25 protein-coding genes are annotated in these 24696 nt (G+C 64.6%); 17 read left to right on the forward strand and 8 right to left on the reverse strand.

What is annotated here, in order from left to right; all coding sequences use genetic code 11:
* The first annotated feature begins 10 nt into the window (after window positions 1–10).
* The 17 genes from fabG (at window position 11) to nagZ (ending at window position 15406) form a co-directional block, all read left to right on the forward strand.
* A complete protein-coding gene (gene fabG, locus DD542_RS09575; RefSeq protein WP_127805361.1) occupies window positions 11–772 on the forward strand; it encodes a 3-oxoacyl-ACP reductase FabG in 762 nt (253 codons plus the stop codon).
* Between the two features lie 102 nt (window positions 773–874).
* Window positions 875–1114: an acyl carrier protein gene (gene acpP / locus DD542_RS09580; RefSeq protein ID WP_066153362.1), complete on the forward strand. Its 240-nt coding sequence runs from the start codon at window positions 875–877 to the stop codon at window positions 1112–1114.
* A gap of 7 nt (window positions 1115–1121) precedes the next feature.
* Window positions 1122–2366: a beta-ketoacyl-ACP synthase II gene (gene fabF / locus DD542_RS09585; RefSeq protein ID WP_066153365.1), complete on the forward strand. Its 1245-nt coding sequence runs from the start codon at window positions 1122–1124 to the stop codon at window positions 2364–2366.
* 32 nt (window positions 2367–2398) lie between these two features.
* Window positions 2399–2854, forward strand: a complete 456-nt coding sequence (locus DD542_RS09590) for a hypothetical protein (protein WP_127805363.1) — start codon at window positions 2399–2401, stop codon at window positions 2852–2854.
* A 57-nt stretch (window positions 2855–2911) separates the two neighbouring features.
* Entirely contained in the window at window positions 2912–3556 is a 645-nt protein-coding gene (gene rpoE, locus DD542_RS09595) for an RNA polymerase sigma factor RpoE (protein WP_066153370.1), read from the forward strand.
* 42 nt (window positions 3557–3598) lie between these two features.
* The gene (locus tag DD542_RS09600; protein ID WP_241559736.1) at window positions 3599–4249 is read left to right on the forward strand and encodes a sigma-E factor negative regulatory protein; all 651 of its coding nucleotides are present in this window, start codon (window positions 3599–3601) and stop codon (window positions 4247–4249) included.
* Between the two features lie 70 nt (window positions 4250–4319).
* On the forward strand, window positions 4320–5291 hold the full coding sequence (locus DD542_RS09605; RefSeq protein ID WP_241559737.1) for a MucB/RseB C-terminal domain-containing protein: 972 nt from the start codon (window positions 4320–4322) through the stop codon (window positions 5289–5291).
* A gap of 151 nt (window positions 5292–5442) precedes the next feature.
* Window positions 5443–6846: a DegQ family serine endoprotease gene (locus DD542_RS09610; RefSeq protein WP_241559788.1), complete on the forward strand. Its 1404-nt coding sequence runs from the start codon at window positions 5443–5445 to the stop codon at window positions 6844–6846.
* Between the two features lie 519 nt (window positions 6847–7365).
* The gene (lepA, locus tag DD542_RS09615; protein ID WP_127805367.1) at window positions 7366–9174 is read left to right on the forward strand and encodes a translation elongation factor 4; all 1809 of its coding nucleotides are present in this window, start codon (window positions 7366–7368) and stop codon (window positions 9172–9174) included.
* 11 nt (window positions 9175–9185) lie between these two features.
* Complete coding sequence (gene lepB / locus DD542_RS09620; protein ID WP_127807348.1) at window positions 9186–10154, forward strand: signal peptidase I; 969 nt, start codon at window positions 9186–9188, stop codon at window positions 10152–10154.
* A 26-nt stretch (window positions 10155–10180) separates the two neighbouring features.
* Window positions 10181–10528 carry a DUF4845 domain-containing protein gene (locus DD542_RS09625; RefSeq protein WP_066157784.1) on the forward strand — a complete coding sequence of 116 codons (348 nt, stop codon included), beginning with the start codon at window positions 10181–10183 and terminating at the stop codon, window positions 10526–10528.
* A gap of 34 nt (window positions 10529–10562) precedes the next feature.
* Complete coding sequence (gene rnc, locus DD542_RS09630) at window positions 10563–11267, forward strand: ribonuclease III (RefSeq protein WP_066157787.1); 705 nt, start codon at window positions 10563–10565, stop codon at window positions 11265–11267.
* A 39-nt stretch (window positions 11268–11306) separates the two neighbouring features.
* On the forward strand, window positions 11307–12338 hold the full coding sequence (gene era / locus DD542_RS09635; RefSeq protein WP_079365462.1) for a GTPase Era: 1032 nt from the start codon (window positions 11307–11309) through the stop codon (window positions 12336–12338).
* A gap of 6 nt (window positions 12339–12344) precedes the next feature.
* On the forward strand, window positions 12345–13145 hold the full coding sequence (gene recO, locus DD542_RS09640; protein ID WP_066157790.1) for a DNA repair protein RecO: 801 nt from the start codon (window positions 12345–12347) through the stop codon (window positions 13143–13145).
* Between the two features lie 2 nt (window positions 13146–13147).
* Window positions 13148–13924: a pyridoxine 5'-phosphate synthase gene (locus DD542_RS09645; protein ID WP_206610789.1), complete on the forward strand. Its 777-nt coding sequence runs from the start codon at window positions 13148–13150 to the stop codon at window positions 13922–13924.
* Entirely contained in the window at window positions 13921–14313 is a 393-nt protein-coding gene (acpS, locus tag DD542_RS09650; protein ID WP_066157797.1) for a holo-ACP synthase, read from the forward strand. The genes DD542_RS09645 and acpS overlap by 4 nt, the downstream gene beginning before the upstream one ends.
* 1 nt (window position 14314) lies before the next feature.
* On the forward strand, window positions 14315–15406 hold the full coding sequence (gene nagZ, locus DD542_RS09655) for a beta-N-acetylhexosaminidase (protein WP_127805371.1): 1092 nt from the start codon (window positions 14315–14317) through the stop codon (window positions 15404–15406).
* On the opposite strand, the gene DD542_RS09660 is transcribed toward nagZ, so the two are convergent.
* The 8 genes from DD542_RS09660 to asd form a co-directional block, all read right to left on the reverse strand.
* The gene (locus DD542_RS09660) at window positions 15407–16066 is read right to left on the reverse strand and encodes an LON peptidase substrate-binding domain-containing protein (protein WP_079365458.1); all 660 of its coding nucleotides are present in this window, start codon (window positions 16064–16066) and stop codon (window positions 15407–15409) included.
* The gene (accD, locus tag DD542_RS09665; RefSeq protein WP_079365457.1) at window positions 16063–16941 is read right to left on the reverse strand and encodes an acetyl-CoA carboxylase, carboxyltransferase subunit beta; all 879 of its coding nucleotides are present in this window, start codon (window positions 16939–16941) and stop codon (window positions 16063–16065) included. The genes DD542_RS09660 and accD overlap by 4 nt, the downstream gene beginning before the upstream one ends.
* Before the next feature lie 52 nt (window positions 16942–16993).
* Entirely contained in the window at window positions 16994–17803 is an 810-nt protein-coding gene (gene trpA, locus DD542_RS09670) for a tryptophan synthase subunit alpha (protein ID WP_127805373.1), read from the reverse strand.
* Window positions 17800–19092, reverse strand: coding sequence for a tryptophan synthase subunit beta (gene trpB, locus DD542_RS09675; protein WP_127805375.1), 1293 nt, complete (start codon window positions 19090–19092; stop codon window positions 17800–17802). Before trpB ends, trpA begins: the two co-directional genes overlap by 4 nt.
* A 42-nt stretch (window positions 19093–19134) precedes the next feature.
* Window positions 19135–19809, reverse strand: coding sequence for a phosphoribosylanthranilate isomerase (locus DD542_RS09680; RefSeq protein ID WP_127805377.1), 675 nt, complete (start codon window positions 19807–19809; stop codon window positions 19135–19137).
* Window positions 19810–19814: 5 nt separating this feature from the next.
* On the reverse strand, window positions 19815–20612 hold the full coding sequence (gene truA / locus DD542_RS09685) for a tRNA pseudouridine(38-40) synthase TruA (protein ID WP_127805379.1): 798 nt from the start codon (window positions 20610–20612) through the stop codon (window positions 19815–19817).
* 47 nt (window positions 20613–20659) lie between these two features.
* The gene (locus DD542_RS09690) at window positions 20660–23272 is read right to left on the reverse strand and encodes a FimV/HubP family polar landmark protein (protein WP_347232071.1); all 2613 of its coding nucleotides are present in this window, start codon (window positions 23270–23272) and stop codon (window positions 20660–20662) included.
* A gap of 282 nt (window positions 23273–23554) precedes the next feature.
* Window positions 23555–24685, reverse strand: coding sequence for an aspartate-semialdehyde dehydrogenase (gene asd / locus DD542_RS09695; RefSeq protein ID WP_066157830.1), 1131 nt, complete (start codon window positions 24683–24685; stop codon window positions 23555–23557).
* Between the last annotated feature and the right edge of the window lie 11 nt (window positions 24686–24696).

Raw genomic sequence — 24696 nt, forward strand, 5'->3', positions numbered from 1 at the left:
AGAGACTGGTATGTCCGAAGTGAAATTTGCGGGCCAAGTGGCCCTGGTGACCGGTGCTTCCCGTGGCATTGGCGCGTCCATCGCGGCCGAACTGGTGTCGAAGGGGCTGGTCGTCGTCGGCACGGCCACTTCCGATGAGGGGGCAGCCAAGATCTCGAATGCGCTGAAGGCGGTGCCTGGAGCGGCTCAGGGCTGCCGGGGGGTGAAGCTTGACGTGAACGATGGCGCTGCCGCCGAGGCCTTGATCGACGAAATGACCAAAGCCCATGGCGCCCTGCACGTGCTGGTCAACAACGCCGGCATCACGCGCGACATGCTTGCCATGCGCCTCAAAGATGAGGACTGGGATGCGGTGCTCGACACCAACCTCAAGGCAGTATTCCGTATGAGCCGGGCGGTGATCCGACCCATGATGAAGCAGCGCTATGGGCGCATCATCAGCATCACCAGTGTGGTCGGCGCCTCTGGCAACCCTGGCCAGGCGAACTACGCCGCTGCGAAGGCTGGCGTTGCGGGCATGACCCGCGCGTTGGCGCGCGAACTCGGCAGCCGCAACATCACGGTCAACTGTGTGGCGCCTGGCTTTATTGAGACCGACATGACGGCCTCGCTGCCCGAAGAACAGCAAAAGGCCCTGCTGGGCCAGATTCCCTTGGGGCATCTGGGCAAACCTTCTGACATCGCGCATGCAGTGGCCTACTTGGCCAGCCCGCAGGCTGGCTACGTGACGGGGCAGGAACTGCACGTCAACGGTGGCATGTTCATGGCCTGATCCACTCTTACCGCCGCGGAGCCGTCCGGCGGGCCACCTAGGGGCTACTTCCTAGCCCGGCTAAAATGGCGGTTTGTCATCCAACCACCCTCAGAGGGACTTATGAGCGATATCGAAGCACGTGTGAAGAAAATCATTGCCGAGCAACTCGGCGTGGAAGAAGGGCAAGTGACCCCTGAGAAGGCTTTTGTGGCCGACCTGGGCGCCGACTCCCTGGACACGGTGGAACTGGTGATGGCCCTGGAAGACGAATTCGGTATCGAGATCCCCGACGAAGACGCCGAGAAGATCACCACGGTGAAGAACGCCATCGACTACGCGATGTCGCACCAGAAGGCCTGATGCACCCATGAGCCGTCGTCGCGTTGTCGTGACCGGCCTGGGTTGTGTCTCGCCCGTGGGTAACACGGTGCCAGAAGCCTGGGCCAACCTTGTCGCCGGACAGTCCGGCATTGACCTGATCACCAAGTTCGATGCCTCGGGCATGTCCTGCAAGATCGCTGGTGAGGTCAAGGGGTTTGATCTGGAGTCCTACATCAGTGCCAAAGAGGCGCGGTCGATGGACACCTTCATCCATTACGGAATCGCCGCAGCCCACCAGGCCGTGGTCGACTCGGGCCTGCCTACGGGCGAGGCGCTGGATGACGAACTGGCCACGCGCATCGGCTGCATCGTCGGGTCCGGTATCGGCGGGCTTCCGCTGATCGAAGAAACCCACGCCGAGTATGTCAACCGTGGCGCACGGCGGATCTCGCCGTTCTTTGTCCCCGCATCGATCATCAACATGATCTCTGGACATGTCTCGATGCGCTTTGGGTTCAAGGGGCCGAACCTGGCTGTGGTCACGGCCTGCACCACTGGTCTGCACTGCATCGGTGAAGGGGCTCGGAAGATCGAGTACGGGGATGCCGATGTGATCGTCGCTGGTGGCTCCGAAGCCACGGTCTCTCCTCTGGGTGTGGGTGGCTTCGCCGCCATGCGGGCGCTTTCCACCCGCAACGACGATCCCAAAACGGCCTCACGACCCTGGGACAAGGACCGCGACGGATTCGTGCTTGGAGAGGGTGCCGGCGTGATGGTGCTCGAAGAATACGAGCATGCCAAAGCCCGCGGCGCCAAGATATACGCCGAAGTGATCGGGTATGGCATGAGCGCCGATGCTGGCCACATGACAGCGCCGAACATGGATGGGCCCCGCCGCGCCATGGTCAATGCCCTGCGCAATGCGGGTATCAATGCCGACCAGGTGGACTACCTGAATGCCCACGGAACCTCGACGCCGCTGGGCGATGTGAATGAGAGCAATGCTATCAAGGCGGCGCTCGGTGACCATGCCAGCAAGATCGTCGTGAACTCGACCAAGTCCATGACGGGTCATTTGCTGGGCGGGGCTGGCGGCATTGAAAGCGTGTTCACGGTGCTGGCGTTGCATCATCAGAAGAGCCCTCCGACCATCAACATCTTCAATCAGGATCCCGAGTGCGATCTCGACTACTGCGCCAATACTGCGCGGGACATGAAGATTGATGTCGCGGTGAAGAACAACTTCGGCTTCGGCGGTACCAACGGCACCCTGGTGTTCAAGCGCGTCTGACGAACTCTGTTCGGACGCGGTCCTTCCCGAACATGCGCAACGCCCCATCGGTCACGTACCCGGTGGGGCGTTCGTCTTTTTACGCCCGTCTGATGTGGGGTGCCGGCGTATCGGGCTTGCTGGGCGTGCTCATGAGCTTCCTCTACGGATCATGGCGGACGGCCGTGTTCTGTGGCGTGGTCTGGTGCGTGTGGCTGTTGGGGTCGATGTGGGCTTGGCGGCGGATGCCGCGAGGAAAGCTCGCATGGCAGTCGGATCGGATGCGGCCCGAGGCTCCTCAGGGCTCGTCGGGTGTCTGGTCTTGGGCCAGTGAGGCGTATCGGGAAGGTGTGGAGCTGAAAAGGGTAGAGCGCGTGTATGACCTGCAACGGGCCATGTTGCTACGCCTGCACAATCCCGACGGTGCGCGCACCTGGATCTGGGTGGAGCGGTTGGCGGAGCCGTCCCGATGGCTGGATCTCCGGCGGGCGCTCCTGGCCCATGCCTGACGGCGAGCGTCGGCTCGAACCTTTGGGGTATATTTCCGCGGCCCTCACACCCTCTGCATGACTTCTTCCGACGACCACTCAGCCCCACCCTCTCCCGACAGCGATGCCATGCTGGTCCAGCGCACACTGGCCGGGGAAATGCGGGCTTATGAGCTCTTGGTCATCAAATACCAGCGCCGTGTGGAACGCCTGATCGGGCGCATGGTCCGCGACAGCGATCTCGTTCAGGACATCGCTCAGGAGACGTTCATCCGTGCCTACCGGGCGCTGGCCCAGTTCCGTGGGGATGCCCAGTTCTACACCTGGCTCTACCGGATTGCCGTCAATACCGCCAAGAAACAGCTGCTGGAACTCAAGCGGGACCCGCTGGTATTCCAGTCCCAGCTCAATTCCGGGGACGAAGACGAAACTTCTTCGGCGGAACGCGAACTAAACAGCAGCGTGGCCGACACCGAGACCCCTGAGGCGGTGTTGGCCAGCAAAGAGATTGCCCAAGCAGTGAACGCGGTGATGGACGCATTGCCAGACGAGTTGCGCATGGCCATCACTTTGCGTGAAATCGAAGGGTTGAGTTATGAAGAGATTGCCCTGGCGCTCGATTGTCCGATCGGAACGGTGCGTTCCCGGATCTTCCGAGCCCGCGAAGCGATCTCTTCCCGAATCAAGCCCATGCTGGAGCGTCAATCCGGCAAACGCTGGTGAGATTGATTTGTTGATGCCGGAACACCGTATCGGATGTCGAACATGAATGCCGTCCCAATCCATGAAACCACAGATTCAGGACAGATGCTTGTCCGGGAGCGCAGCCGCGAGGCGCTCTCCGCACTGCTGGACGGAGAGGTGCGCACAGACGACTTGGATTTGCTGCTCGCGCCTGGCTCCGAGGAGATGGCAGCCCTACTGTCCGATGGGCATACCTACGAGCTGATTGGCGACGCTCTGCGTGGGCGACCCGTGCAGGGCTCGGTCGGCGGGGCGGCGTTTGCCGGGGCGGTCATGGCCCGTTTGCGCGATGAACCTTTGGCGCTGCCTCAGCCTGTGGTGCGACAGGCTGGAGTAGGCCGGCCCGTGGCGGCCAATGATGCGGTGTTTCGCTGGAAGCTGGTGGCGGGCCTCGCTTCGCTTGCCGCCGTCGTCGCCGTGACCTGGACCATCGGAACAGGGGGGCAGGACGGTCAGTTGGCCGGTCCCCAGATGGCCAGCGCCACCCCGATGTCCGAGTCCGCGTCGACAATTCAACCGGTGGTTGTGCAGACTGCGCAGGGTCAGGTGCTGCGCGATGCCCGGCTGGAACAGTTGCTGTCCGAGCACCGCCAGTTTGGCGGGATGTCTGCGCTTCAGGCTCCCGCCGGATTCCTTCGCAACGCAACCTACGATGCTGCTCCGCAGCGCTGAGGCCGACATGGGAAGTGCTGCTTCGTTGGGCATGTCGTCGGCGCGCAAGGCCTGGACCCGCTGGCCTGCGGTGGGTCTGCTGGCTTTGGGGTTGTGGCAGTCGTCCTTTGCACAGCCCGCGCCTGTAACGTCGCCGTCCTCTCGGTCCATCACCGAGTGGCTCACGCGCATGCATGAGGCCTCCCGGCAGCGCGCCTACACGGGGACCCTGGTCGTATCGGCTGGATCGGCGATGTCTGCCTCGCGCATCTGGCATGTCTGCGATGGCACGCAACAGATGGAGCGCGTGGAGACGCTGACGGGTGCGCCACGCTCGACCATTCGCCACAACAACGACGTGATCACCTTTGCGCCGGATCACAAGGTGGCCTGGGTGGACAAGCGCGAGTCGCTGGGCGTGTTTCCAGAGCTGCTGCGCACACCCAGCAATGCCATTCCTGACTTTTACAGTGTGAGCGAATCGGGCGTTGAAAGGGTTGCGGGTCATCTGGCCGACGTGGTGCAGATCGCCCCACGCGATGCACTGCGTTTCGGCTATCGCATCTGGTCGGAAAAGAAGACGGGCCTGGTGGTGAAGCTGCAGACCCTGGGGGAGCAGGGCTCGGTGCTGGAACAGGTGGCGTTTTCCGAGTTGCAGCTGGATGCGCCGGTCCGGATGGACAAGCTCAAACGGCTCATGGGTGACACCAAGGGCTATGAAGTGCACCGTCAGACCCTGCGCAAGACCACGCCTGAGGCGGAGGGCTGGCGATTGAAGGAACCCGTTCCCGGTTTCCAGTCCATGAGCTGCCACACCAGGGAAGACGACACCGGCGCATCCGGGGCGTCTCCCATGCAGTGGGTGTTTTCGGACGGTCTGGCTTCGGTCTCGCTGTTTGTTGAGCCGTTTGATCCGCAGCGCCATGGAGCGGAGAAGTCGGCCGTGACCGGCGCGACCCACTCCCTCACCAGACGCATTGGTGCCTATTGGCTGACTGCGCTCGGTGAGGTGCCCCCGGCCACGCTCATGCGGTTTGCTTCTGTTCTTGAACGCGCCCGTTGAAACCTGAGACTCAGCCACCATGGTGTGGCTGTCGGGTGATTCCTGTGTCTGCAAAAACTCTCTCACCGCAAGGATGAACATGAATATGACCGTCCTCCGTTCCCGTCGAGCGATGTCGTTGCTGCTGAGTGCCTCACTGATCGGGCTGGTCATGGTCGGGGCGTCTGCATTGCCTGCCCCCGCCCATGCGCAGCAGATGCGCGGGCTGCCGGATTTCACAGATCTTGTTGATCAGGTGGGGCCGTCCGTGGTCAACATCCGGACGCTGGAGCGCGCCAACGCCGATGGGGGAAGCAGCACCGACGAACAGATGCTTGAGTTCTTCCGTCGTTTCGGCATACCGGTTCCTCCCGGTGCTGTGCCGCGCGGTCCACGCCAGGAACGCGGCGGATCCGGTGAAGAGGCCCAGCCCCGCGGGGTGGGCTCCGGGTTCATTCTCAGTTCCGATGGCCTCATCATGACCAACGCGCATGTGGTCGATGGCGCCGACGAACTGGTGGTCACCCTTCCCGACAAACGCGAGTTCAAGGCCAAGCTGGTGGGCGCCGACAAGCGAACCGACGTGGCTGTGGTGAAGATCGACGCCAGCGGGCTGCCCGCTGTCCGCATCGGTGATGTGAACCGGCTCAAGGTCGGCGAATGGGTGATGGCCATCGGCTCTCCTTTCGGTCTTGAGAACACGGTGACCGCTGGCATCGTGAGTGCGAAGAAGCGTGACACCGGGGATTTCCTTCCGTTCATCCAGACCGATGTCGCCATCAACCCGGGCAACTCGGGAGGGCCTCTGATCAACATGCGCGGTGAGGTGGTAGGCATCAACAGCCAGATCTATTCCCGCTCGGGTGGGTTTCAGGGCATCTCCTTTGCCATCCCCATTGATGAGGCCGTCCGGGTCTCCGATCAGTTGCGTTCCAGTGGTCGTGTGACCCGAGGTCGCATCGGTGTGCAAATCGGTCAGGTGAGCAAAGAGGTGGCCGAATCCATCGGTCTGGGGCAGGCTCGTGGTGCTCTGGTGAACGCGGTGGAAGCGAACTCACCTGCCGCCAAGGCCGGACTCGAACCGGGTGACGTGATCCTGAAATTTGATGGCCGGGAGATCGAACGGTCGGTCGACCTGCCGCGCATCGTCGGCAATACAAAGCCGGGCAATCGCAGTTCGATGACGGTGTTCCGGCGCGGCGCCCAACGCGATCTGAGTATCACGGTGGCCGAGCTGGAGCCTGAGCGCAGCGACCGGAAGGCTGCAGCACCGGAGGCCAAGCCGCCCGCTTCGAGCAGCCTGCCCTCTTTGGGGCTGACCGTGGGTGATCTCAATGCTGCAGAGAAAAAAGAACTGAACATCAAGTCGGGGGTGCGTGTCGAGACGGCGGAAGGGGTGGCGGCGCGTGCCGGGCTCAAGGAGGGCGACGTGATTGTGGCGGTCGCGAACACCGAAGTGGGCAGCGTGAAGGAACTGGAGGCGGTGCTGGCGAAGCTGGACAAGTCCAAGCCCGTGAATGTGCTTTTCCGGCGCGGTGAGTGGGCCCAGTATGCGGTGATCCGGCCTCAGCGCTGAGCCAGCGCAAAGCTCGAAATCCTCTGAGCTGCCCCGAATAAACCCTTGATCCCGCTTGGGTTTAAGGGCTTGTTCCGGGAGTTGGTTGTTTTGCCACAGGGTGCCCGCTATCGATTTTGGTCTTCCGTTTGAATCGAAAGTTTGTGAACACTCACAATCTTGGGGTGCAAGTTGACTGATTTCGATAAAATCGGGGCTCCAAGACCTTGATTGCAGTGTCGAACAATGTTCAGCGTTCACGATGTGAGAGCGCCCTCAAGTTGTTCTCGCTTGCTCCACAGGTGGCGCACAACATGTTCATTTTTTTGTGGACGACCTGTGAATAAGTTTCCCGTTGCTGCGTTGCAACAGGCGGTAGAGGGTGGTTTCGGGCTGTGCAGCCGGGGCTTTTTGCCTACAATGAAATCCCAACTATCGCAGTTGCCATTGATTGTTGGTTACGGGCGCGTCACCAGTTGACGCGCCCTTTTTTATGGCCTTCCAGAGAGTGGCGGGGCCTGGTTTCTGGCTGTTTTTCCGATGCACCACATCCGCAATTTTTCGATCATCGCGCACATCGACCATGGCAAGTCCACGCTGGCCGACCGCATCATCTCCCGCTGTGGCGGTCTGTCCGACCGCGAGATGAGCGAACAGGTGCTCGACTCCATGGACATCGAGAAAGAGCGCGGCATCACCATCAAGGCGCAGACCGCAGCGTTGCAGTACAAGGCGCGCGACGGCAAGGTCTACAACCTCAACCTGATCGACACACCCGGCCACGTGGACTTCTCTTATGAAGTGTCACGCTCGCTGTCGGCGTGCGAAGGCGCGCTGCTGGTGGTGGACGCCAGCCAAGGAGTGGAGGCGCAGACCGTGGCCAACTGCTACACCGCGCTCGACCTGGGCGTAGAGGTGGTACCGGTGCTCAACAAGATGGATCTGCCCAACGCCGATCCGGACAACGCAAAGGCGGAGATCGAGGACGTCATTGGCATTGATGCGACCGACGCCATTCCCTGCTCGGCCAAAACAGGCATGGGTGTGGAGGACATTCTGGAAGCGGTGGTCGCGCGTATCCCGCACCCCAGGGGCAATCCCGATGCGCCACTGCGCGCCATGATCGTGGACAGCTGGTTCGACACCTATGTGGGTGTGGTGATGCTGGTGCGCGTGGTCGATGGCCGTCTGCGCAAGGGCGAGCGCTTCAAGATGATGGCGACCAACGCTGCCTACAACGCCGACAACCTGGGGGTGTTCACGCCGGCCAACCAGCCGCGCGAGTCGCTGGAGGCGGGCGAGGTGGGCTACATCATTGCCGGTATCAAGGAGCTGCAGGCCGCCAAGGTGGGCGACACCATTACGCTGGAAAAGAAGCTGCCCAACAACCTCGGCCCTGCCGAGGAAGCGTTGCCCGGTTTCAAGGAGGTGCAGCCGCAGGTGTTTGCCGGCCTGTACCCGACCGAGGCCAGCGAGTACGACGCGCTGCGCGACGCGCTCGAAAAGCTCAAGCTCAACGACGCCGCGCTGCACTACGAACCCGAGGTGTCGCAGGCACTGGGCTTTGGTTTCCGCTGTGGCTTCCTGGGGCTGCTGCACATGGAGATCGTGCAGGAACGCCTGGAACGTGAGTTCGACCAGGACCTGATCACCACCGCGCCCAGCGTGGTCTACCAGGTGGTGAAGCCCGACGGCGAGGTCATCATGGTGGAGAACCCATCCAAGATGCCGGACCAGGGCCGCATCGAAGAGATCCGCGAGCCCATCGTGACGGTGCACCTGTACATGCCGCAGGAATACGTGGGTGCGGTCATGACGCTGGCCAACCAGAAGCGCGGGGTGCAGCTGAACATGGCCTACCACGGCAAGCAGGTCATGCTGACCTACGACATGCCGCTGGGCGAGATCGTGCTGGACTTCTTCGACAAGCTCAAGTCGGTCAGCCGCGGCTATGCGTCGATGGACTACGAGTTCAAGGAATACCGGCCGTCCGACGTGGTGAAGGTCGACATCCTGCTCAACGGCGAGAAGGTGGACGCGCTGTCCATCATTGTGCACCGCTCCCAGTCCCAGTACCGCGGCCGGGCCGTGGCGGCCAAGATGCGCGAGATCATCAGCCGCCAGCAGTTCGACGTGGCGATCCAGGCGGCCATTGGTGGCAACGTGATCGCACGCGAGACCATCAAGGCGCTGCGCAAGAACGTGCTGGCAAAATGCTACGGCGGTGACATCACCCGCAAACGCAAGCTCCTCGAAAAGCAGAAGGCAGGCAAGAAACGCATGAAACAGATCGGCTCGGTCGAAGTGCCCCAGGAGGCTTTTCTGGCCATCCTGCAGGTGGAGGAGTGATGCAACAGACCATGGGCTCGATCACCGCGGTGATCCTGGCGGCTTTCGGGGCCTACGCGGCGGCGTTTTTCTTTGGCGCCATCGAGGGGAACTTTGCGCTGCTGCTTTTTCTGGCCACGGCGGTCACGGGTGTTTACTGGCTGGCCGAAAAGTTCTATTTCTTCCCGAAGCGTAGGCGAGACGCCGAGCGGCTGGTGTCGACGCGCAACGAACGTGCGGCTGAACTGGCTCGCCAAGGTTTTGCACAGTCCTCGGACGAAGATTTGTCGATGGCGCGCCACAAGCTGCTGGCGCAACCCTGGTGGCTGGACTGGACCGCCGGCCTGTTCCCGGTGATCCTGGCGGTGTTTGTGCTGCGGAGCTTTCTGTTCGAACCGTTCAAGATCCCGTCGGGCTCGATGATTCCGACACTTCAGGTCGGGGACTTGATTCTGGTGAACAAGTTTCACTACGGCGTGCGGCTGCCGGTGATCAACACCAAGGTGATTGCCAACAACGAACCGCAGCGTGGGGACGTCATGGTGTTTCGCTATCCCCCGCAACCGAGCCTGGACTACATCAAGCGGGTGATTGGCGTGCCAGGCGACGAGGTGGCCTATCTGAACAAGCGCCTCACGGTCAACGGCCAGCCCGTGCCCCGCATCAACCAGCCCGACTATTTTGATGGCGAGCAGATGCGCTATACCAAACAGTTCGGTGAGGAGCTGGGTGGTCGACGCTACAACACCCTCAACGACGACATGCGGCCGCCGTTCGTGTCGCCCATCACGGATTTTGCGTTCCGTGAAAATTGTCGCTATCCGGCCGAAGGCGTCGTGTGCAAAGTACCCCCTGGGCACTATTTCATGATGGGTGACAATCGGGACAACTCGCTCGATTCGCGTTTCTGGGGTTTTGTCCCAGAGTCCAACATTGTGGGCAAGGCCTTCTTTGTCTGGATGAATTTTGGCGATTTCGGGCGGATCGGTTCGTTCGAGTAAGACACGCAACTACTGGAGGTGGGGTGATGAAGCAGAAACAGCGGCAACGCGGCCTGACGTTTTTCGGGTTGTTGTTCGTGGGCATTTTGCTGGCCTTCGCTGGTGTGGTGGTCGCCCAGGTGGTGCCCACCTACATCGAATATCTGGCGGTGCAGAAGGCCGTGAAGAAGGCTGCGGACGGATCGACCGTTGCCGAGGTGCGTTCCCTGTTCGACAAGGCCGCCCAGATTGATGACATCAGCAGCATCTCTGGCAAGGATCTGGAGATCGGCAAGCAGGGTGACAAAGTGGTGGTGTCGTTCGACTATGTTCGTGAAATTCCGCTGGCGGGTCCTGCCTACCTGGTGATGAAGTACAACGGATCCTCTCAATGACACTGGGTGGCTGTCCGGCCGGGGGCGCACGCCTTTGAGCCAGGAATTGACGGCGTTGCAAAAACGCCTGGGACATGTGTTTTCCAGTCCGCGCCTGATTGAACGCGCGTTGACGCACCGCAGCTTTTCGGCGGATCACAACGAGCGGCTGGAGTTTCTGGGCGATTCGGTGCTGAGTCTGGCTGTGTCTGGTCTGCTGTTCGAAAAACTCAGTCAGTTGCCAGAGGGTGATCTCTCACGTGTGCGGGCCAACCTGGTCAAGCAGGACACGTTGCATCAGATCGCGACACGCCTGGGTCTTTCGGCCTGTTTGCGGCTGGGTGACGGCGAAAAGCGGTCCGGAGGACACAAGCGCCCCTCCATTCTCGCGGACGCCCTGGAGGCCTTGATCGGGGCGGTGTATCTGGACGCCGGTTTCGAGACTGCGTCGCTGCTGGTGCGGCGCCTGTATGGTGATATCGAGCTCAGTGCCCAGATGGGGGCCATGGGCAAGGATCCCAAAACCGATTTGCAGGAGTGGTTGCAGGCGCGCAAGATGCAACTGCCTCAGTACCGGGTGGTGGCTACCATGGGTGAGGCGCATCGACAGACCTTCGACGTCGAGTGCACGGTCCCGGAGGCCGGTCGCAGCGAGCGCGGCATCGGTGCGTCGCGGCGGGCTGGAGAGCAGGCGGCAGCGGCTGCGATGCTGACGTTTTTGCGGGCCGCCGAGCCCGCACCCACCAAGGCGGGCGGCTGACGATCTCGGCGCTTGGCCGGTTTCTGTCCGGATCCATTCATGAGCAAATCCTCCCGTCCTCCCTCCAGTGCCCCTGCGGCCCCTGTTCCCACCGACGCATCGCTCGAGGCCATGTTGGCCAAGGCCTTGCGCAAGACGCCAGCAGAGGCCGTCGCCGACCCGGCACAGGAGCACGAACCTGTGGCGCCGGAGCAGCAGCACTGTGGCTATGTGGCCATCGTCGGCAAGCCCAACGTGGGCAAGTCCACGCTGCTCAATGCGCTGGTGGGACAGAAGATCAGCATCACTTCGCGCAAGGCGCAGACCACGCGCCACCGCATCACGGGTTACCGCACCGTGGGTCCGAACCAGTTCGTGTTCGTCGACACACCTGGCTTCCAGACGCGGCACGGCAACGCGCTGAACCGTGCGCTCAACAAGACCGTGCTCGGCGCGGTGACCGATGTCGACCTGATCCTGTTTGTTGTCGAGGCGGGGCACTTCCATCCGGCGGACGCTAAGGTGATGGAACTGCTGCCCTCGAACGTGCCTGTGGTGTTGCTGGCCAACAAGTTCGATCTGGTGCACAGGCGTGGCGAACTGGCCCCCTGGCTCAAGTCCATGCAGGAGAAGCACCCGTTCGCCGAGTTCGTGCCGATGTCGGCCAAGAACGCCCGGGATGTCGATCGCCTGTTCGCTATCTGTGCCAAGTACCTGCCGCAACAGGCCTGGATGCACGATCCCGAGGAGCTGACCGACCGCAGCGAGCGCTTCATGGCGGCCGAGATGGTGCGCGAGAAGCTGTTCCGACTGACCGGCGACGAGCTGCCCTACACGTCGACCGTGGTGATCGACAAGTTCGAGGAAGAGGGCGGGCTCAAGCGCATCGCGGCCACCATCGTGGTTGAGCGCGAGGGACACAAGGGCATGGTGATCGGCGAAAAGGGCGAGAAGCTCAAGCGCATCGGCACGGAGGCCCGCCAGGAGCTCGAAAAGATCTGGGACTGCAAGGTGTTCCTGGAGCTGTGGGTCAAGGTGCGCTCCGGCTGGGCCGACGACGACGCGCGCGTCCGGTCGTTCGGTTACGAGTGACGGGTCATGGCCACGCGCCGGACTTCTGAAGAACCCGCATTCGTCCTGCACCGCTACGACTGGAGCGAGTCCAGTCTCATCCTGGAAGTCTTCACCCGCCACCACGGACGCATCGCCCTGGTGGCCAAGGGGGTCAAGAAGCCGACTTCGCAGTTCCGTCCCGTGCTGCTGCCCTTGCAGCCGCTGGCCCTGAGTTGGGGTGGAGACGCCGAAGTGCGCACGCTCAAGGCGGCACAGTGGCAGGGCGGGCACGTCATGCCCACCGGCGATGCGCTGCTTTCGGGCAGTTATCTCAACGAGCTGCTGATGCGCCTGCTGGCGCGCGACGACCCGCACCCCGGCCTGTTTGACCACTACGCGCTGGCGGTGCAGCTGCTGGCCGAGCGGTCCGATGCGCAGCAGCTGGTCCTGCGCGCCTTCGAGCTGCTGCTGTTGCGCGACACCGGACTGCTGCCCGATCTGTCTTGCGAAGGCAGCACGCTGGCGCCTCTGCAGGAGGGGACTTCCTATGTGCTGGGCGCCGAGTCCGGACTGCGTGTGGCGCACGGCGACGATGTGCACTCGCTCGAAGCCAGCCAGTGGCTGCTGTTGCAGACCGCGCTGAATGACCGTGACCCGCTGATCGCCAGCCTGCGCGCCTGCGCTGGCTGCCAGCAGAGCCTGCAGCCTCAGTTGCGCGCACTGCTGCACTACCATAGTGGCGTCCGGGTGTTCCGGACCCGCCAGCTGTTGCTGGACCTGCAGTCGCTGGTCCGGCCGAAAGCGGTTCCTGATCCGGTTGCTTCTTCCGGCCCCACATCCTCCTGACCATGGCTCACGCTGCTCACCACCCGACCGCGCTGTCGGTCAATCTCAACAAGGTCGCGCTGGTGCGCAACACGCGCCACCTGGGCATTCCGTCCGTCACCCGCGCGGCCACCCTGTGCCTCGAAGCCGGTGCGCGAGGCATCACGGTGCATCCCCGGCCGGACGAGCGCCACATCCGCAGCCACGACGTGTTCGATCTCGCCGAGCTGATGCAGGACTGGCCGGACCGCGAATACAACATCGAAGGCAATCCGTTCCACAACCTCATGGATGTCGCGCGCGAGGTCCGGGCGCGTGGCCTGCCGCTGCACCAGCTGACCTTCGTGCCCGACAGCGAAGGCCAGTTCACCAGCGACCACGGCTGGAGCTTTCCTCAGGACGCCGACCGGCTGCGGCCCGTGATCGCGCAGGCCCAAGCCCTGGGCGCTCGTGTGAGTCTGTTCATGGACCCGGAGCCCGGACAGATGGCGGCGGCCCGGGCCGTGGGGGCTGACCGAGTGGAGCTCTACACCGAGCCCTATGCCGCCGCCTGGCACACCCCTGACCGTGGGCAGCAGCTCGAACGCTACCGCTCTGCGGCGCAGGCGGCCCTGGAAGCAGGGCTGGGTGTGAACGCGGGCCATGACCTCAACCGCGAGAACCTCACCGCGTTTCTCAAGGTGGTGCCGGGCGTGGCCGAGGTGTCGATCGGTCACGCGCTCATTGCTGACGCGCTGGAGCTGGGCTACGCCGCCACCGTGACCGACTACAACCGCTGCATCGCCGAAGCGTTCCGATGATCTTCGGCATCGGCACCGACGTCTGCGATATCCGGCGCATCGAAGCGACCTTCGAGCGCCAGGGCGAGCGCTTCGTGCGGAAGGTGCTGGGCGAGCAGGAACTGGCGATCTGGCAGCGCCGAAGCGAGCGCTGGCCCGGGCGCGGACTGCGCTACCTGGCGACGCGGTTTTCCGCCAAGGAGGCGTTCTCCAAGGCCATCGGCCTGGGCATGCGCATGCCCATGACCTGGCGGGCCTGCGAAATCCTCAACATGCCCAGTGGTCAGCCAGTGATCGTGCTGCATGGCACGCTGAAAACCTGGTTCGAGGCCCAGGGCCTGCGCGCCCACGTGACCGTGACCGACGAGACCGACTACGCCGCGAGCTTCGTGGTGGTGGAGAGAGACTGACATGCACACACACGCCCCGTTGATCATCGACGTCGCCGGGTTCGAGCTGACCGACGCCGACCGCCAGCGCCTGGCACACCCCCTGGTCGGCGGAATCATCCTCTTCGGCCGCAACTGGCAAAGCCGGGAGCAGCTGACGGCGCTGTGCGCCCAGGTCAAGGAGGTGCGAGAGGACCTGCTGATCGCTGTCGACCACGAGGGCGGCCGCGTGCAGCGTTTCCGCACAGACGGATTCACCCACCTGCCCCCCATGGCGGCGTTCGGACAGCTGTGGCTCTCGGCTCCCGCGCGGGGCGAGTGCGAGGGCGGTCCCGCGATGCGGGCCACCAATGCGGCCACCGCGGCCGGCTACGTGCTCGGTGCCGAACTGCGCGCCTGCGGTGTCGACCTGAGCTTCACGCCGGTGCTGGATCTGGACTACAGCGAAAGTTCGGTGATCGGCGACCGCTCGTTCGGCCGCGACCCTCGGATGGTGGCGGTGCTGGCACAGGCGCTGATGCATGGCCTGCGCACCAGTGGCATGGGCAACTGCGGCAAACACTTCCCGGGCCACGGCTTTGTGAAAGCCGATTCGCACCTGGCCATTCCCGTCGACCGGCGCAGCCTCAAGGCCATCCTGGCCGACGACGCGGCGCCCTACGGCTGGCTGTCGGCCAGTCTGGACGCGGTGATGCCGGCGCATGTGATCTACCCGAAGGTGGACAGCCGGCCCGCAGGCTTTTCAGCACGCTGGCTGCAGGAGGTGCTGCGGCACCGCCTGGGGTTCACCGGCGCGATTTTCAGCGACGACCTGAGCATGGAAGCCGCGCGCCACATCGACGGCCGGGGCGTGAGCTTCACCGAGGCGGCGCTGGCAGCGCTCGGTGCGGGGGGCGACATGGTGCTGCTGTGCAACCAGAGCGTCGTGGACGGCGGCGCGCCCATTGACGAAGCGATTGAGGCATTGTCCAAGGCGCTGGTGCAAGGCGACTGGGTGCCCAACCCCGCCAGCGAAGAGCGGCGGCAGGCCCTGCTGCCGCAGGGCCCTGCCATGGACTGGGACCGTCTGATGGTCAGCGCGCGCTACATGCAGGCGCTGTCGCTGATCCCCTGACTACCGCTCGACGCCGAGCTTGTCCAGCAGATCCGAAATCAGCTCCAGCCGCAGCATCGGGTTGTCCAGCGCCATCAACCGTTGTTTGAGTTCGGCCGGTGCGGGCAGCAGTTCGGCCCAGCGGTTGGCGACCCAGCCGCTGTCGTCCCACTGGTAGGGCGGCTGCAGCGGCAGCTCGTTCATGGATCCGGGTTCGCGCTCGCGCAGGTTGGCCAGCACGCGTTGCAGAGCGTCCCGCGTGCTGCGCAGGTGTTCCGGGACCGCCACGACCCGCTCGGGCTCGTCGAGCCGCACGTCGGCCACCCACAGTCCATGGGGCAGGCGGCGGCTGGCGGTGATGTGAAAGCGCTGCTGGCCGCGGCAGTGGATGAGCATCAGGCCGGCCTGCGGGTGCTCGACCTGTTCGATGCGGGCGATGGTGCCGACCTGGTGGAACGCCTCATGCGCAAAGCCGTCGGGCGAGGCGGGGTCGGCGCGCCGCACCTCGCTGCCTTCGCTGAGGCACACCACGCCGAAGGGCGCGCCCGCCGCGTGGCAGCGCTTGATCATGTCCAGGTAGCGCACCTCGAAGATGCGCAGCGGCATCCAGCCGCCGGGAAACAGAACGGTCTGCAGCGGGAACAGCGGCAGCTGGTTCAGCGTCAGCGGCGTTTCGCTCAATCCGGCACCACCGCGTCGGCGCTCTGGCGCTGCAGCATGGCCAGGGTGCTGGCCACGGTCCGGCGCAGCTCGCGGCGGTCGCAGATGAAGTCCACCGCCCCCTTGGTCTGCAGGAACTCGGCGCGCTGGAAACCTTCGGGCAGCTTCACACGCACGGTGTTTTCGATCACACGCGGGCCGGCAAAGCCGATCAAGGCCTTGGGCTCGGCGATCACCACATCGCCCACGAAGGCGAAGCCGGCGGAGACTCCGCCCATGGTCGGGTCGGTCAGCACGCTGATGTAGGGCAGGTTCTTCTTGGCCAGGCGGGTCAGCGCAGCGTTGGTCTTGGCCATCTGCATCAGCGACAGCAGGCCTTCCTGCATGCGCGCGCCGCCGGTGGCGGTGAAGCAGACGAAAGGCACCTTCTGGGCAATGGCCTCTTCGACGCCGCGCACGAAACGCTCACCGACCACCGAACCCATGGAACCACCCATGAAATCGAACTCGAAGCAGGCGACGACCAGGCTGATGCCCTGCACCGCACCACCCATGACGATGAGTGCGTCGGTCTCGCCCGTGGTTTCCAGGGCTTCCTTCAGGCGCTCGGGGTACTTGCGGCTGTCCTTGAACTTCAGCGCGTCGACCGGCAGCACTTCCTGCGCCAGCTCGTAGCGACCTTCTGCGTCGAGGAAGGCGTTCAGGCGTGCGCGAGCGCCGATGCGGTGGTGGTGGCTGCAGTGCGGGCAGACGTTCTGATTCTTCTCGAGATCCGTCTTGTAGAGCACGGCCTCGCAGCTGGGGCACTTGATCCACAGACCCTCGGGGACGCTGCGGCGCTCGGCCGGGTCGGTGTGCGTGATCTTGGGCGGCAGCAGTTTTTCAAGCCAGGACATCGGAAACTCCTAACGATGGGCCGGACTCTGGGGCCGGCTTAAAGATGGCGGATTATGCGTCCAGCGCTTTCCGGATGGTGCGCATGAAGTGCGCCGCCACCGGCACCACCTTCTCGAAGGGCTCGTCCTCGATCAGCTGGATGATCTTGCTGCCGATCACCACCGCGTCGGCGGTCTTGCCAATGGCCTTGGCGGTCTCGGCGTCGCGGATGCCGAAGCCCACGCCGACCGGGATGCTCACATGCGCGCGGATGCGCGGCAGCATGGCCTCGACCTGGCCCACATCCAGCGTGCCGGCGCCGGTCACGCCCTTGAGCGAGACGTAGTAGACATAACCGCTCGCCACGCGCGCGACCTGCGCCATGCGCTCGTCGGTGGAAGTGGGGGCCAGCAGGAAGATCAGGTCCATGTTCGCGGCGCGCAGCGCGGCCGCGAACTCCTCGCATTCTTCGGGCGGGTAATCCACCACCAGCACGCCATCCACGCCGGCGGCCGAGGCGTCGCGCACGAAGCTGCCCGCACCGTGCTTCTGATCGTAGCGCTCAATGGGGTTGGCATACCCCATCAGCACCACCGGCGTGCGGTCGTTCTCCTTGCGGAACTCGCGCACCATGGTGATCACCTGCGCCAGGCCGATGCCCAGCGACAGCGCGCGGTCGCCCGCTTTCTGGATCACCGGGCCGTCGGCGGACGGGTCGGAGAACGGGACGCCCAGTTCGATGATGTCGGCACCGCCTTCGACCATGCCGTGCATCAGCTTGGGCGTGATGTCGGCATACGGGAAGCCAGCGGTGACGAACGGAATCAGGGCCTTGCGGTTCTGGGCCTTCAGGTCGGCCAGGGTTTTTTCGATGCGGCTCATTTGGACACCTTCACAACGGAATCGGCGCCGCCCTTGACGGACTGGCCGCGACAGCTGGGTCGGCAGTAGAAGTCGGCGTTGGACAGGTCGGCCACGGTGCCGATGTCCTTGTCGCCGCGGCCGGAAAGGTTGACCAGCACCGACTGCGTGGGCTTCATCGTTTTGGCCAGCTTCATGGCGTAAGCCACAGCGTGGCTGGATTCCAGCGCGGGGATGATGCCCTCGGTGCGGCAGAGGTAGTGGAAGGCCTCCAGCGCTTCCTTGTCGGTGATGCCGACGTATTCCGCGCGGCCGATGTCCTTGAGGAAGGCATGCTCGGGGCCGACGCCGGGATAGTCGAGGCCCGCGCTGACGCTGTGCGTTTCGGTCACCTGGCCGTTGTCGTCCTGCAGCACGTAGGTGCGGTTGCCGTGCAGCACGCCGGGGCTGCCCTTCTGCAGCGACGCAGAATGTTTGCCGCTGTCCAGGCCTTCCCCCGCCGCCTCCACGCCGATCAGGCGCGTGCCGGTGTGGTTGATGTAGGGATAGAAGATACCCATGGCGTTGCTGCCACCGCCCACGCAGGCGACCACGGCGTCGGGCTGCTCGCCCACACAGCCGGCTTCTTTCAGCATCTGCGGCATCTGCACCAGGCATTCGTTGCCGATCACGCTCTGGAAGTCGCGCACCATCATCGGGTAGGGGTGCGGGCCGGCCACGGTGCCGATGATGTAGAAGGTGTTGTCCACGTTGGCGACCCAGTCGCGCATGGCTTCGTTGAGCGCGTCCTTCAGCGTCTTGCTGCCCGACTCGACGGGCACGACGGTCGCGCCCAGCAGCTTCATTCGGTAGACGTTGGGGCTCTGGCGCTTGACGTCCTCGCTGCCCATGTAGACCACGCACTCCAGGCCGTAGCGGGCGCAGATGGTGGCGGTGGCCACGCCGTGTTGTCCGGCGCCGGTCTCGGCGATCACGCGCGGCTTGCCCATGCGCTTGGCGAGCATGGCCTGGCCGATCACGTTGTTGATCTTGTGCGCGCCGGTGTGGTTGAGGTCTTCGCGCTTGAGGAAGATTTGCGCACCGCCGACCTCGCGGCTCATGCGCTCGGCGTGGTAGACGGGGCTGGGCCGGCCGACGAAATGGGCCAGTTCCTTGCGGAATTCGGCCAGAAACTCGGGGTCGTGCTGGTACTTGGCGTACGCGGCCTTGAGCTCGTTGATGGCGTGGGTGAGCGTCTCGCTCACGAAGCTGCCACCGTAGATGCCGAAGTGGCCGCGGGCGTCGGGTTGCTGGTAGGTGCCGGTGTCCATGTGGGGTGTCTCGTTGCTGGGCCCGAGCCACCCGAAGACGGGTCAGCTGGGGCGGGGGTTCTGTGCATCGGCCGCGCGCACGGCGGCCACGAAGGCGAGCATCTTGTCTGGGTCCTTGATGCCTTTGGCGGCTTCGACCCCGGAGCTCACGTCAACGGCCCAGGGCCGCACGAGGCGAATGCCATCGGTCACGTTTGCAGGCGTGAGTCCACCAGACAAAACGAGACGAGAGCTGGCGTTTAGTGTGGGGTGTGACCAAGGGAAAGCCGTCCAGTCGAAAGATTGACCGCCGCCACCGTAGCCCTCGACATGGGCGTCGAGCAGGATGGCCTGGGCTGCGGTGAAGTCGGACGCGTATTTTAGGAGATCGAAGCCCGCGCCGGCCGGGCCAGGGGGAATGCGCGCGGCGCGGACAAACGGTCGGCAGGCGGCTGTGCAGTCGGCGGGCGTTTCGTCGCCGTGGAATTGCAGGAGGGCGTTGGGCACAGCGGCCAGACCCTGGGTGATGAACTCGGGGCTGGCGTTGACGAACAGCAGCACGGGCGTGACGAAGGGCGGTAGCCGGCGTGCCAGTTCGCCGGCTCGTTCGGGGCTGACGAAGCGCGGGCTCTGCGGGTAGAGCACGAAGCCGATGGCATCGGCCCCTGCGCGCACGGCCGCATCCACATCGGCCTCGCGCGTAAGGCCACAGATCTTGATGCGGGTGCGGTGGGGCATGGGGCTCAGGGCAACCAGTCGAAAGCGGGTGTGCGGTCCGGGATGTTCCAGGACGGATCGTAGACCGGACCCAGGAAATACAAGCCGTCGGGTGCAAAGGTGGGCGCGGCGGCGTCGCGGCTTTGGGCGGCCAGCACCTCGGCCATCCACGACGGCGGGCGGTTCCCGGTTCCGACAGCAATCAGGCAGCCCATGATGTTGCGGATCATGTGGTGCAGGAAGGCCGAGGCTTCGAATTCGAAGCGCCAGTAGGCACCGCGCCGGGCGATCTCGATGCGGCGCATGTCCTTGACCGGGCTGTGAGCCTGGCAGGACGACGCTCGGAACGACGTGAAGTCGTGTTCGCCCAGCAGCGCGTTGGCAGCGCTTTGCATGGCGGCCAGGTCCAGCGGGCGGAACACCCAGCCCACCTGTCCCTGGTCCACACTGGGGCGCACGGGCGATTCGAGCAGTACGTAGGCATAGCGCCGGCCGGTGGCGCTGGCCCGTGCGTGAAAGCCTGGTGGCACCTTGCGCGCCCATTGCACGGCGATGTCGGGCGGCAGGAAGCTGTTGGTGCCGCGCACCCAGGCGTTTTCAGGCCGCACCAGCGGGCTGTCGAAATGCACCACCTGGTTCAGTCCGTGCACGCCAGCATCGGTGCGCCCGGCGCAAAGGGTATTCACCGCAGGCACATCCAGAAAGCGGGCCAGGGCCCTTTCGAGCTTGTCCTGGACCGTTTGGCCGCTGGGCTGGCTCTGCCAGCCGTCGTAGTTCCGGCCGTTGTAGGACACGCCCAATGCGATGCGCCCACCGGCCGGCATCGGGGCCGGAGTGGGCGCGTCGGGGAGAGGAGCGGAGGATGCGGGGGTCAGGAGAGGTCTGCCAGGAAAGCGCTGGCCTTGGTCTTGAGAGAGCCCGATGCTTCTGCCAGCACCTCTTCGGCCAGGGAGCGCGCGCCTTCCAGATCGCCGATGGCGCGGAACTCCTCTGCCAGCGAGAGCTTGGTTTCCAGCGGGCTTTCCGCGCCCAGCTCGTTGCCCGCCAGCGGATCGCCCGCCTCGGGTTTGCCATTGAGGTCGAGGCTCAGGTCGCCCAGATCAAAGGACATCAGTTCCGGAGAGGCTGGTGCAGCTGCGGGCGCACTCGCCGGTGTCTCGATGTCGAAGTCGGGCAGGACTTCCGCATGGTCGAAAGTAGGCTGCTCTGCCGCGGGCATTGAGGTCAGCGGCATGGGGTCTGACGGGAAGTCAAGATCGAAATCCATGGGCCGCGACGCCGGGTCGGCCAACTGGGCTGGCTCAGGGGTCAGGGCGTCGGTCTGGGAAAGGTCATCCATTGCCGACACCGGAGCGTCGGCCTTGCCGTTGGCGGCAGCCAGCGGCGAGCGCGAGGACTCTTCCATGAAGTCCAGATCGAGATCCAGGTCGCCTGCGTCTCCCGACTTGGCGTTGTCTCCCAGCGTGCTGCTGCCAAACGGGATGGTGGCGCCGGTGGCCATCGGCACGGCCGCGCCGGGTTTGACCGCCGGACTTCCTCCGGGCTGGTACAGCGGGTTGGCAGGATCCAGTTCCTTGCCCAGTTCGCAGGCGTGCTCCCACTCCGGTCCCTGGCCTTGCGTGAGTGCATAGGCCTCCGTGGCGACCACCTCGAAAGCCTTCGAGTCGCGGCGCTTGGCGTAGATCTCGAGCAGCTTGTTGTGAATGGCGACCCTGGTGGGTGCGCTGCGCATGGCTTCTTTGAGGATCTCCTCGGCTTGCAGGTCCCTGCCGTAGGCGAGGTAGACGTCGGCCTCCGCCACGGGATCGACATCACCGGCGGCGTCCAGCTGACTGGGCGAATACACCATGGACGATCCGGACGCCGCGGCTTCGTTGGTGTCGATGCGTTGCCCCCCGCTGGAGCCAAAGAACGAGTCGGGCTGCAGGCGGCTTTCCAGGAAGGAGCTGTCGACGCCGCTGCCCTTCTTCTTCTGGCGCGTGCGGTAGAACGCGAAGCCTCCGAGCAACGCCAGCAGGGCGGCCGCGCCAGGCAGCACCATGGGGTTGTCCATCAGCTGGCCGACAAACGACGGCTCTTCGACAGGCGCGGGGGCAGGCGCTGGACGTGGTTTCGGTGCAGGAGCTGGGGCTGGTGCCGGAGGGGGAGCAGGAGGCTCAGCGGCGGCAGGCGCCTCGGGCGCCGGAGCAGGTGCAGATTCCGCGGTAGGGGTTGGGGGGGCCGGGGCTGCGGCCGGTTCCGGGGAGGGGGCGGCAGGTGTGGCGGCCACAGGTGCGGGCGCCGCAGCTGGTGCGGTTGGAGCCCCCACAGGCAGAGACGGGGCCGGGGTGCTGGCGGCGGGTTTGGCTGCAGGAGCCGCCGGCGCACCCGATGCCGCGGCCGGTCCCAGCTTGGACAGCTCGTCGATGTTGCGAGAAAGCTCTGCCACCCGGGTCGATGCTTCCTTGGCCTGGCGTTCCTGGGCGATCTTGTCTTCCTTGGCATCCTGGCCCGCAACCGCGCCCTTGGACAGCGTCAGCTTGTCCTGAGCCGACTGGGCCGGCTTCTTGTCTTCGACTTCGGTTTGCACCTTGCCGGACGCCTGGCGGTCGGCGGCCGCCACAGGTGCTTCGGGGACTGCACCCGCCAGCCGGCGACGGAACTCGTTGAAGTCGCGGCTCTGTGCCGCCACGATGCGCTTGGCTTCTCCGGCAGAGACGTCGATGGATGCTGCTTCGGTCGGCAGGTTCAGGATCGCGCCGGCTTTCATCCGGTTGACGTTGTTGCCGATGAACGCCTGCGGATTGGCGCGGAGCATGGCCACCAGCATCTGGTCCAGCGATGCATTGGCGGGCAGGTTGGCCGCCGCGATGCGGCCAGCGGTGTCGCCAGCCTTGGTGGTGACCTGTTTGGACGGGCCATCGGCGGAGGGCGCTGCTGCCGGCTTGGCCGCCGCAGGGGCTGCCGCAGCGGGCTTGTCTGCCTTGGGGGTTGCGGCCGCCGATGGGGTGGCCGCTCGGCTCGGGGCAGCGGGTGCTGCGGCGGCATTGCTGCGAGCCGCCGGGGCTGGCGCAGGTGCTGCCGCGGCAGCGTTGAGCGGTGCTGGTGGCGCCGCCGTGGTCTTGGGTGGGTCCAGCAGCAGTGTGTATTCCCGCACCAGCCGGCCGGACGACCAATTGGCCTCCAGCACCATGTCCACGAAGGGCTCGTTGACAGGGCGCGAGCCCACCACGCTCAGGTATGCACGGCCGTCCGCCCGGCGCTGCAGGGTGATCTGGAGTCCGGCGATGGCCGAACTGAGGTCCATGCCCGAGGACCTGAAGGCTTCAGGTGCCGCCAGTCCGACACGCAGGCTGGAGGCCTCTTCGGGCGTGATTTCGAGCACATCCACCTCGGCCCGCAAAGGCTCGCCCAACGAGGACTGCACCGCCACGCGACCAAGCGCGAGAGCGAGCGCGTCGTCGTGCTGCATGAGGCCGGCAGACAGCAGTGCAGCTGCTGCCACGGCATGTAACCGCGAAGTTCCTCTGCGACCGACGCCCCCGAGGGTGGTCATGGTCCCGAACAAGGGGGTATGGCGGGTGGATTTGGGCACTTGAACCTCGACGTAAAAAACCGAGAATTGACCTTAACATCAACGCATTACGGTGACAAGCTGAGAATCCGCTTGAGTTTCCGGGGTGGCCTTTGGTCGGCCCACGGGCGTTGTTCGCGTTGCGGCGTCACAACGACAAAGCCGGCGCGCAGGCCGGCTTTTTTGTGAATGTAAGTAAGAAGTAGTGACGAATCAGGCGTCGAGCAGGATGCGCAGCATGCGGCGCAGCGGCTCGGCGGCGCCCCACAGGAGCTGGTCGCCGATGGTGAAGGCGCCCACGTACTCGGGGCCCATGGCCAGTTTGCGGATGCGGCCGACCGGGATGCTCATGGTGCCGGTCACGGCCACCGGCGTCAGGTCCCTGATGGTGGCTTCGCGGGTGTTCGGCACCACCTTGGCCCAGGGGTTGTCGGCGGCGATCATGGCCTCAATGTCGGCCACCGGCACATCCTTCTTCAACTTGAAGGTCAGGGCCTGGCTGTGGCAGCGCATGGCGCCCACGCGCACGCAGAACCCGTCCACCGGGATCGGCGCCGAGCCGAAACCTTCGCCCATGCCCAGGATCTTGTTGGTCTCGGCCATGCCCTTCCACTCTTCCTTGGACATGCCGTTGCCCAGGTCCTTGTCGATCCAGGGGATCAGCGAACCGCCCAGCGGCACGCCGAAATTGGCGGTCTCGGCGCCGCTCAGGCTGCGCTGCTTGGCGATGACCTTGCGGTCGATTTCCAGGATGGCGCTCTTGGGGTCGTCCAGCAGGGCCTTCACCTCGGCGTTCAGCGTGCCGTACTGCGTCAGCAGTTCGCGCATGTGCTGGGCGCCGCCGCCCGAGGCTGCCTGGTAGGTCTGGGTGCTCATCCACTCGACCAGACCGGCCTTGTACAGCGCGCCCACGCCCATCAGCATGCAGGAGACCGTGCAGTTGCCGCCGATCCATTCCTTGCCGCCCTTGGCCAGGGCGTTCTTGATCACCGGCATGTTGACCGGGTCGAGCACGATGACGGCGTCCTTTTCCATGCGCAGGGCGGAGGCGGCGTCGATCCAGTGGCCGTTCCAGCCGGCGGCGCGCAGCTTGGGGTAGACCTCGTTCGTGTAGTCGCCACCCTGGGCGGTGATGATGATCTCGCAGCGCTTGAGGGCGTCGATGTTGTTCGCGTCCTGCAGCGTGGTTTCGTTCTTCGCCATGGCAGGCGCCTTGCCGCCGGCGTTGGAGGTGGAGAAGAACAGCGGCTCGATCAGGTCGAAGTCCTTTTCCTCGACCATGCGATCCATCAAAACGGAGCCGACCATGCCGCGCCAGCCGACCAGACCAACCAACTTGCTCATTGAGAATGCCC

It is taken from the genome of Hydrogenophaga sp. NH-16 (assembly GCF_004006415.1).
Lineage (GTDB): Bacteria > Pseudomonadota > Gammaproteobacteria > Burkholderiales > Burkholderiaceae_C > Hydrogenophaga > Hydrogenophaga pseudoflava.

Coding starts and splice junctions, on each gene's coding strand:
- fabG (WP_127805361.1), top strand. CDS start 11: ATGTCCGAAGTGAAATTTGCGGGCCAAGTGGCCCTGGTGACCGGTGCT.
- acpP (WP_066153362.1), top strand. CDS start 875: ATGAGCGATATCGAAGCACGTGTGAAGAAAATCATTGCCGAGCAACTC.
- fabF (WP_066153365.1), top strand. CDS start 1,122: ATGAGCCGTCGTCGCGTTGTCGTGACCGGCCTGGGTTGTGTCTCGCCC.
- DD542_RS09590 (WP_127805363.1), top strand. CDS start 2,399: ATGCGCAACGCCCCATCGGTCACGTACCCGGTGGGGCGTTCGTCTTTT.
- rpoE (WP_066153370.1), top strand. CDS start 2,912: ATGACTTCTTCCGACGACCACTCAGCCCCACCCTCTCCCGACAGCGAT.
- DD542_RS09600 (WP_241559736.1), top strand. CDS start 3,599: ATGAATGCCGTCCCAATCCATGAAACCACAGATTCAGGACAGATGCTT.
- DD542_RS09610 (WP_241559788.1), top strand. CDS start 5,443: ATGGTCGGGGCGTCTGCATTGCCTGCCCCCGCCCATGCGCAGCAGATG.
- lepA (WP_127805367.1), top strand. CDS start 7,366: ATGCACCACATCCGCAATTTTTCGATCATCGCGCACATCGACCATGGC.
- lepB (WP_127807348.1), top strand. CDS start 9,186: ATGGGCTCGATCACCGCGGTGATCCTGGCGGCTTTCGGGGCCTACGCG.
- DD542_RS09625 (WP_066157784.1), top strand. CDS start 10,181: ATGAAGCAGAAACAGCGGCAACGCGGCCTGACGTTTTTCGGGTTGTTG.
- era (WP_079365462.1), top strand. CDS start 11,307: ATGAGCAAATCCTCCCGTCCTCCCTCCAGTGCCCCTGCGGCCCCTGTT.
- recO (WP_066157790.1), top strand. CDS start 12,345: ATGGCCACGCGCCGGACTTCTGAAGAACCCGCATTCGTCCTGCACCGC.
- DD542_RS09645 (WP_206610789.1), top strand. CDS start 13,148: ATGGCTCACGCTGCTCACCACCCGACCGCGCTGTCGGTCAATCTCAAC.
- acpS (WP_066157797.1), top strand. CDS start 13,921: ATGATCTTCGGCATCGGCACCGACGTCTGCGATATCCGGCGCATCGAA.
- nagZ (WP_127805371.1), top strand. CDS start 14,315: ATGCACACACACGCCCCGTTGATCATCGACGTCGCCGGGTTCGAGCTG.
- accD (WP_079365457.1), bottom strand. CDS start 16,941: ATGTCCTGGCTTGAAAAACTGCTGCCGCCCAAGATCACGCACACCGAC.
- trpA (WP_127805373.1), bottom strand. CDS start 17,803: ATGAGCCGCATCGAAAAAACCCTGGCCGACCTGAAGGCCCAGAACCGC.
- trpB (WP_127805375.1), bottom strand. CDS start 19,092: ATGGACACCGGCACCTACCAGCAACCCGACGCCCGCGGCCACTTCGGC.
- DD542_RS09680 (WP_127805377.1), bottom strand. CDS start 19,809: ATGCCCCACCGCACCCGCATCAAGATCTGTGGCCTTACGCGCGAGGCC.
- truA (WP_127805379.1), bottom strand. CDS start 20,612: ATGCCGGCCGGTGGGCGCATCGCATTGGGCGTGTCCTACAACGGCCGG.
- asd (WP_066157830.1), bottom strand. CDS start 24,685: ATGAGCAAGTTGGTTGGTCTGGTCGGCTGGCGCGGCATGGTCGGCTCC.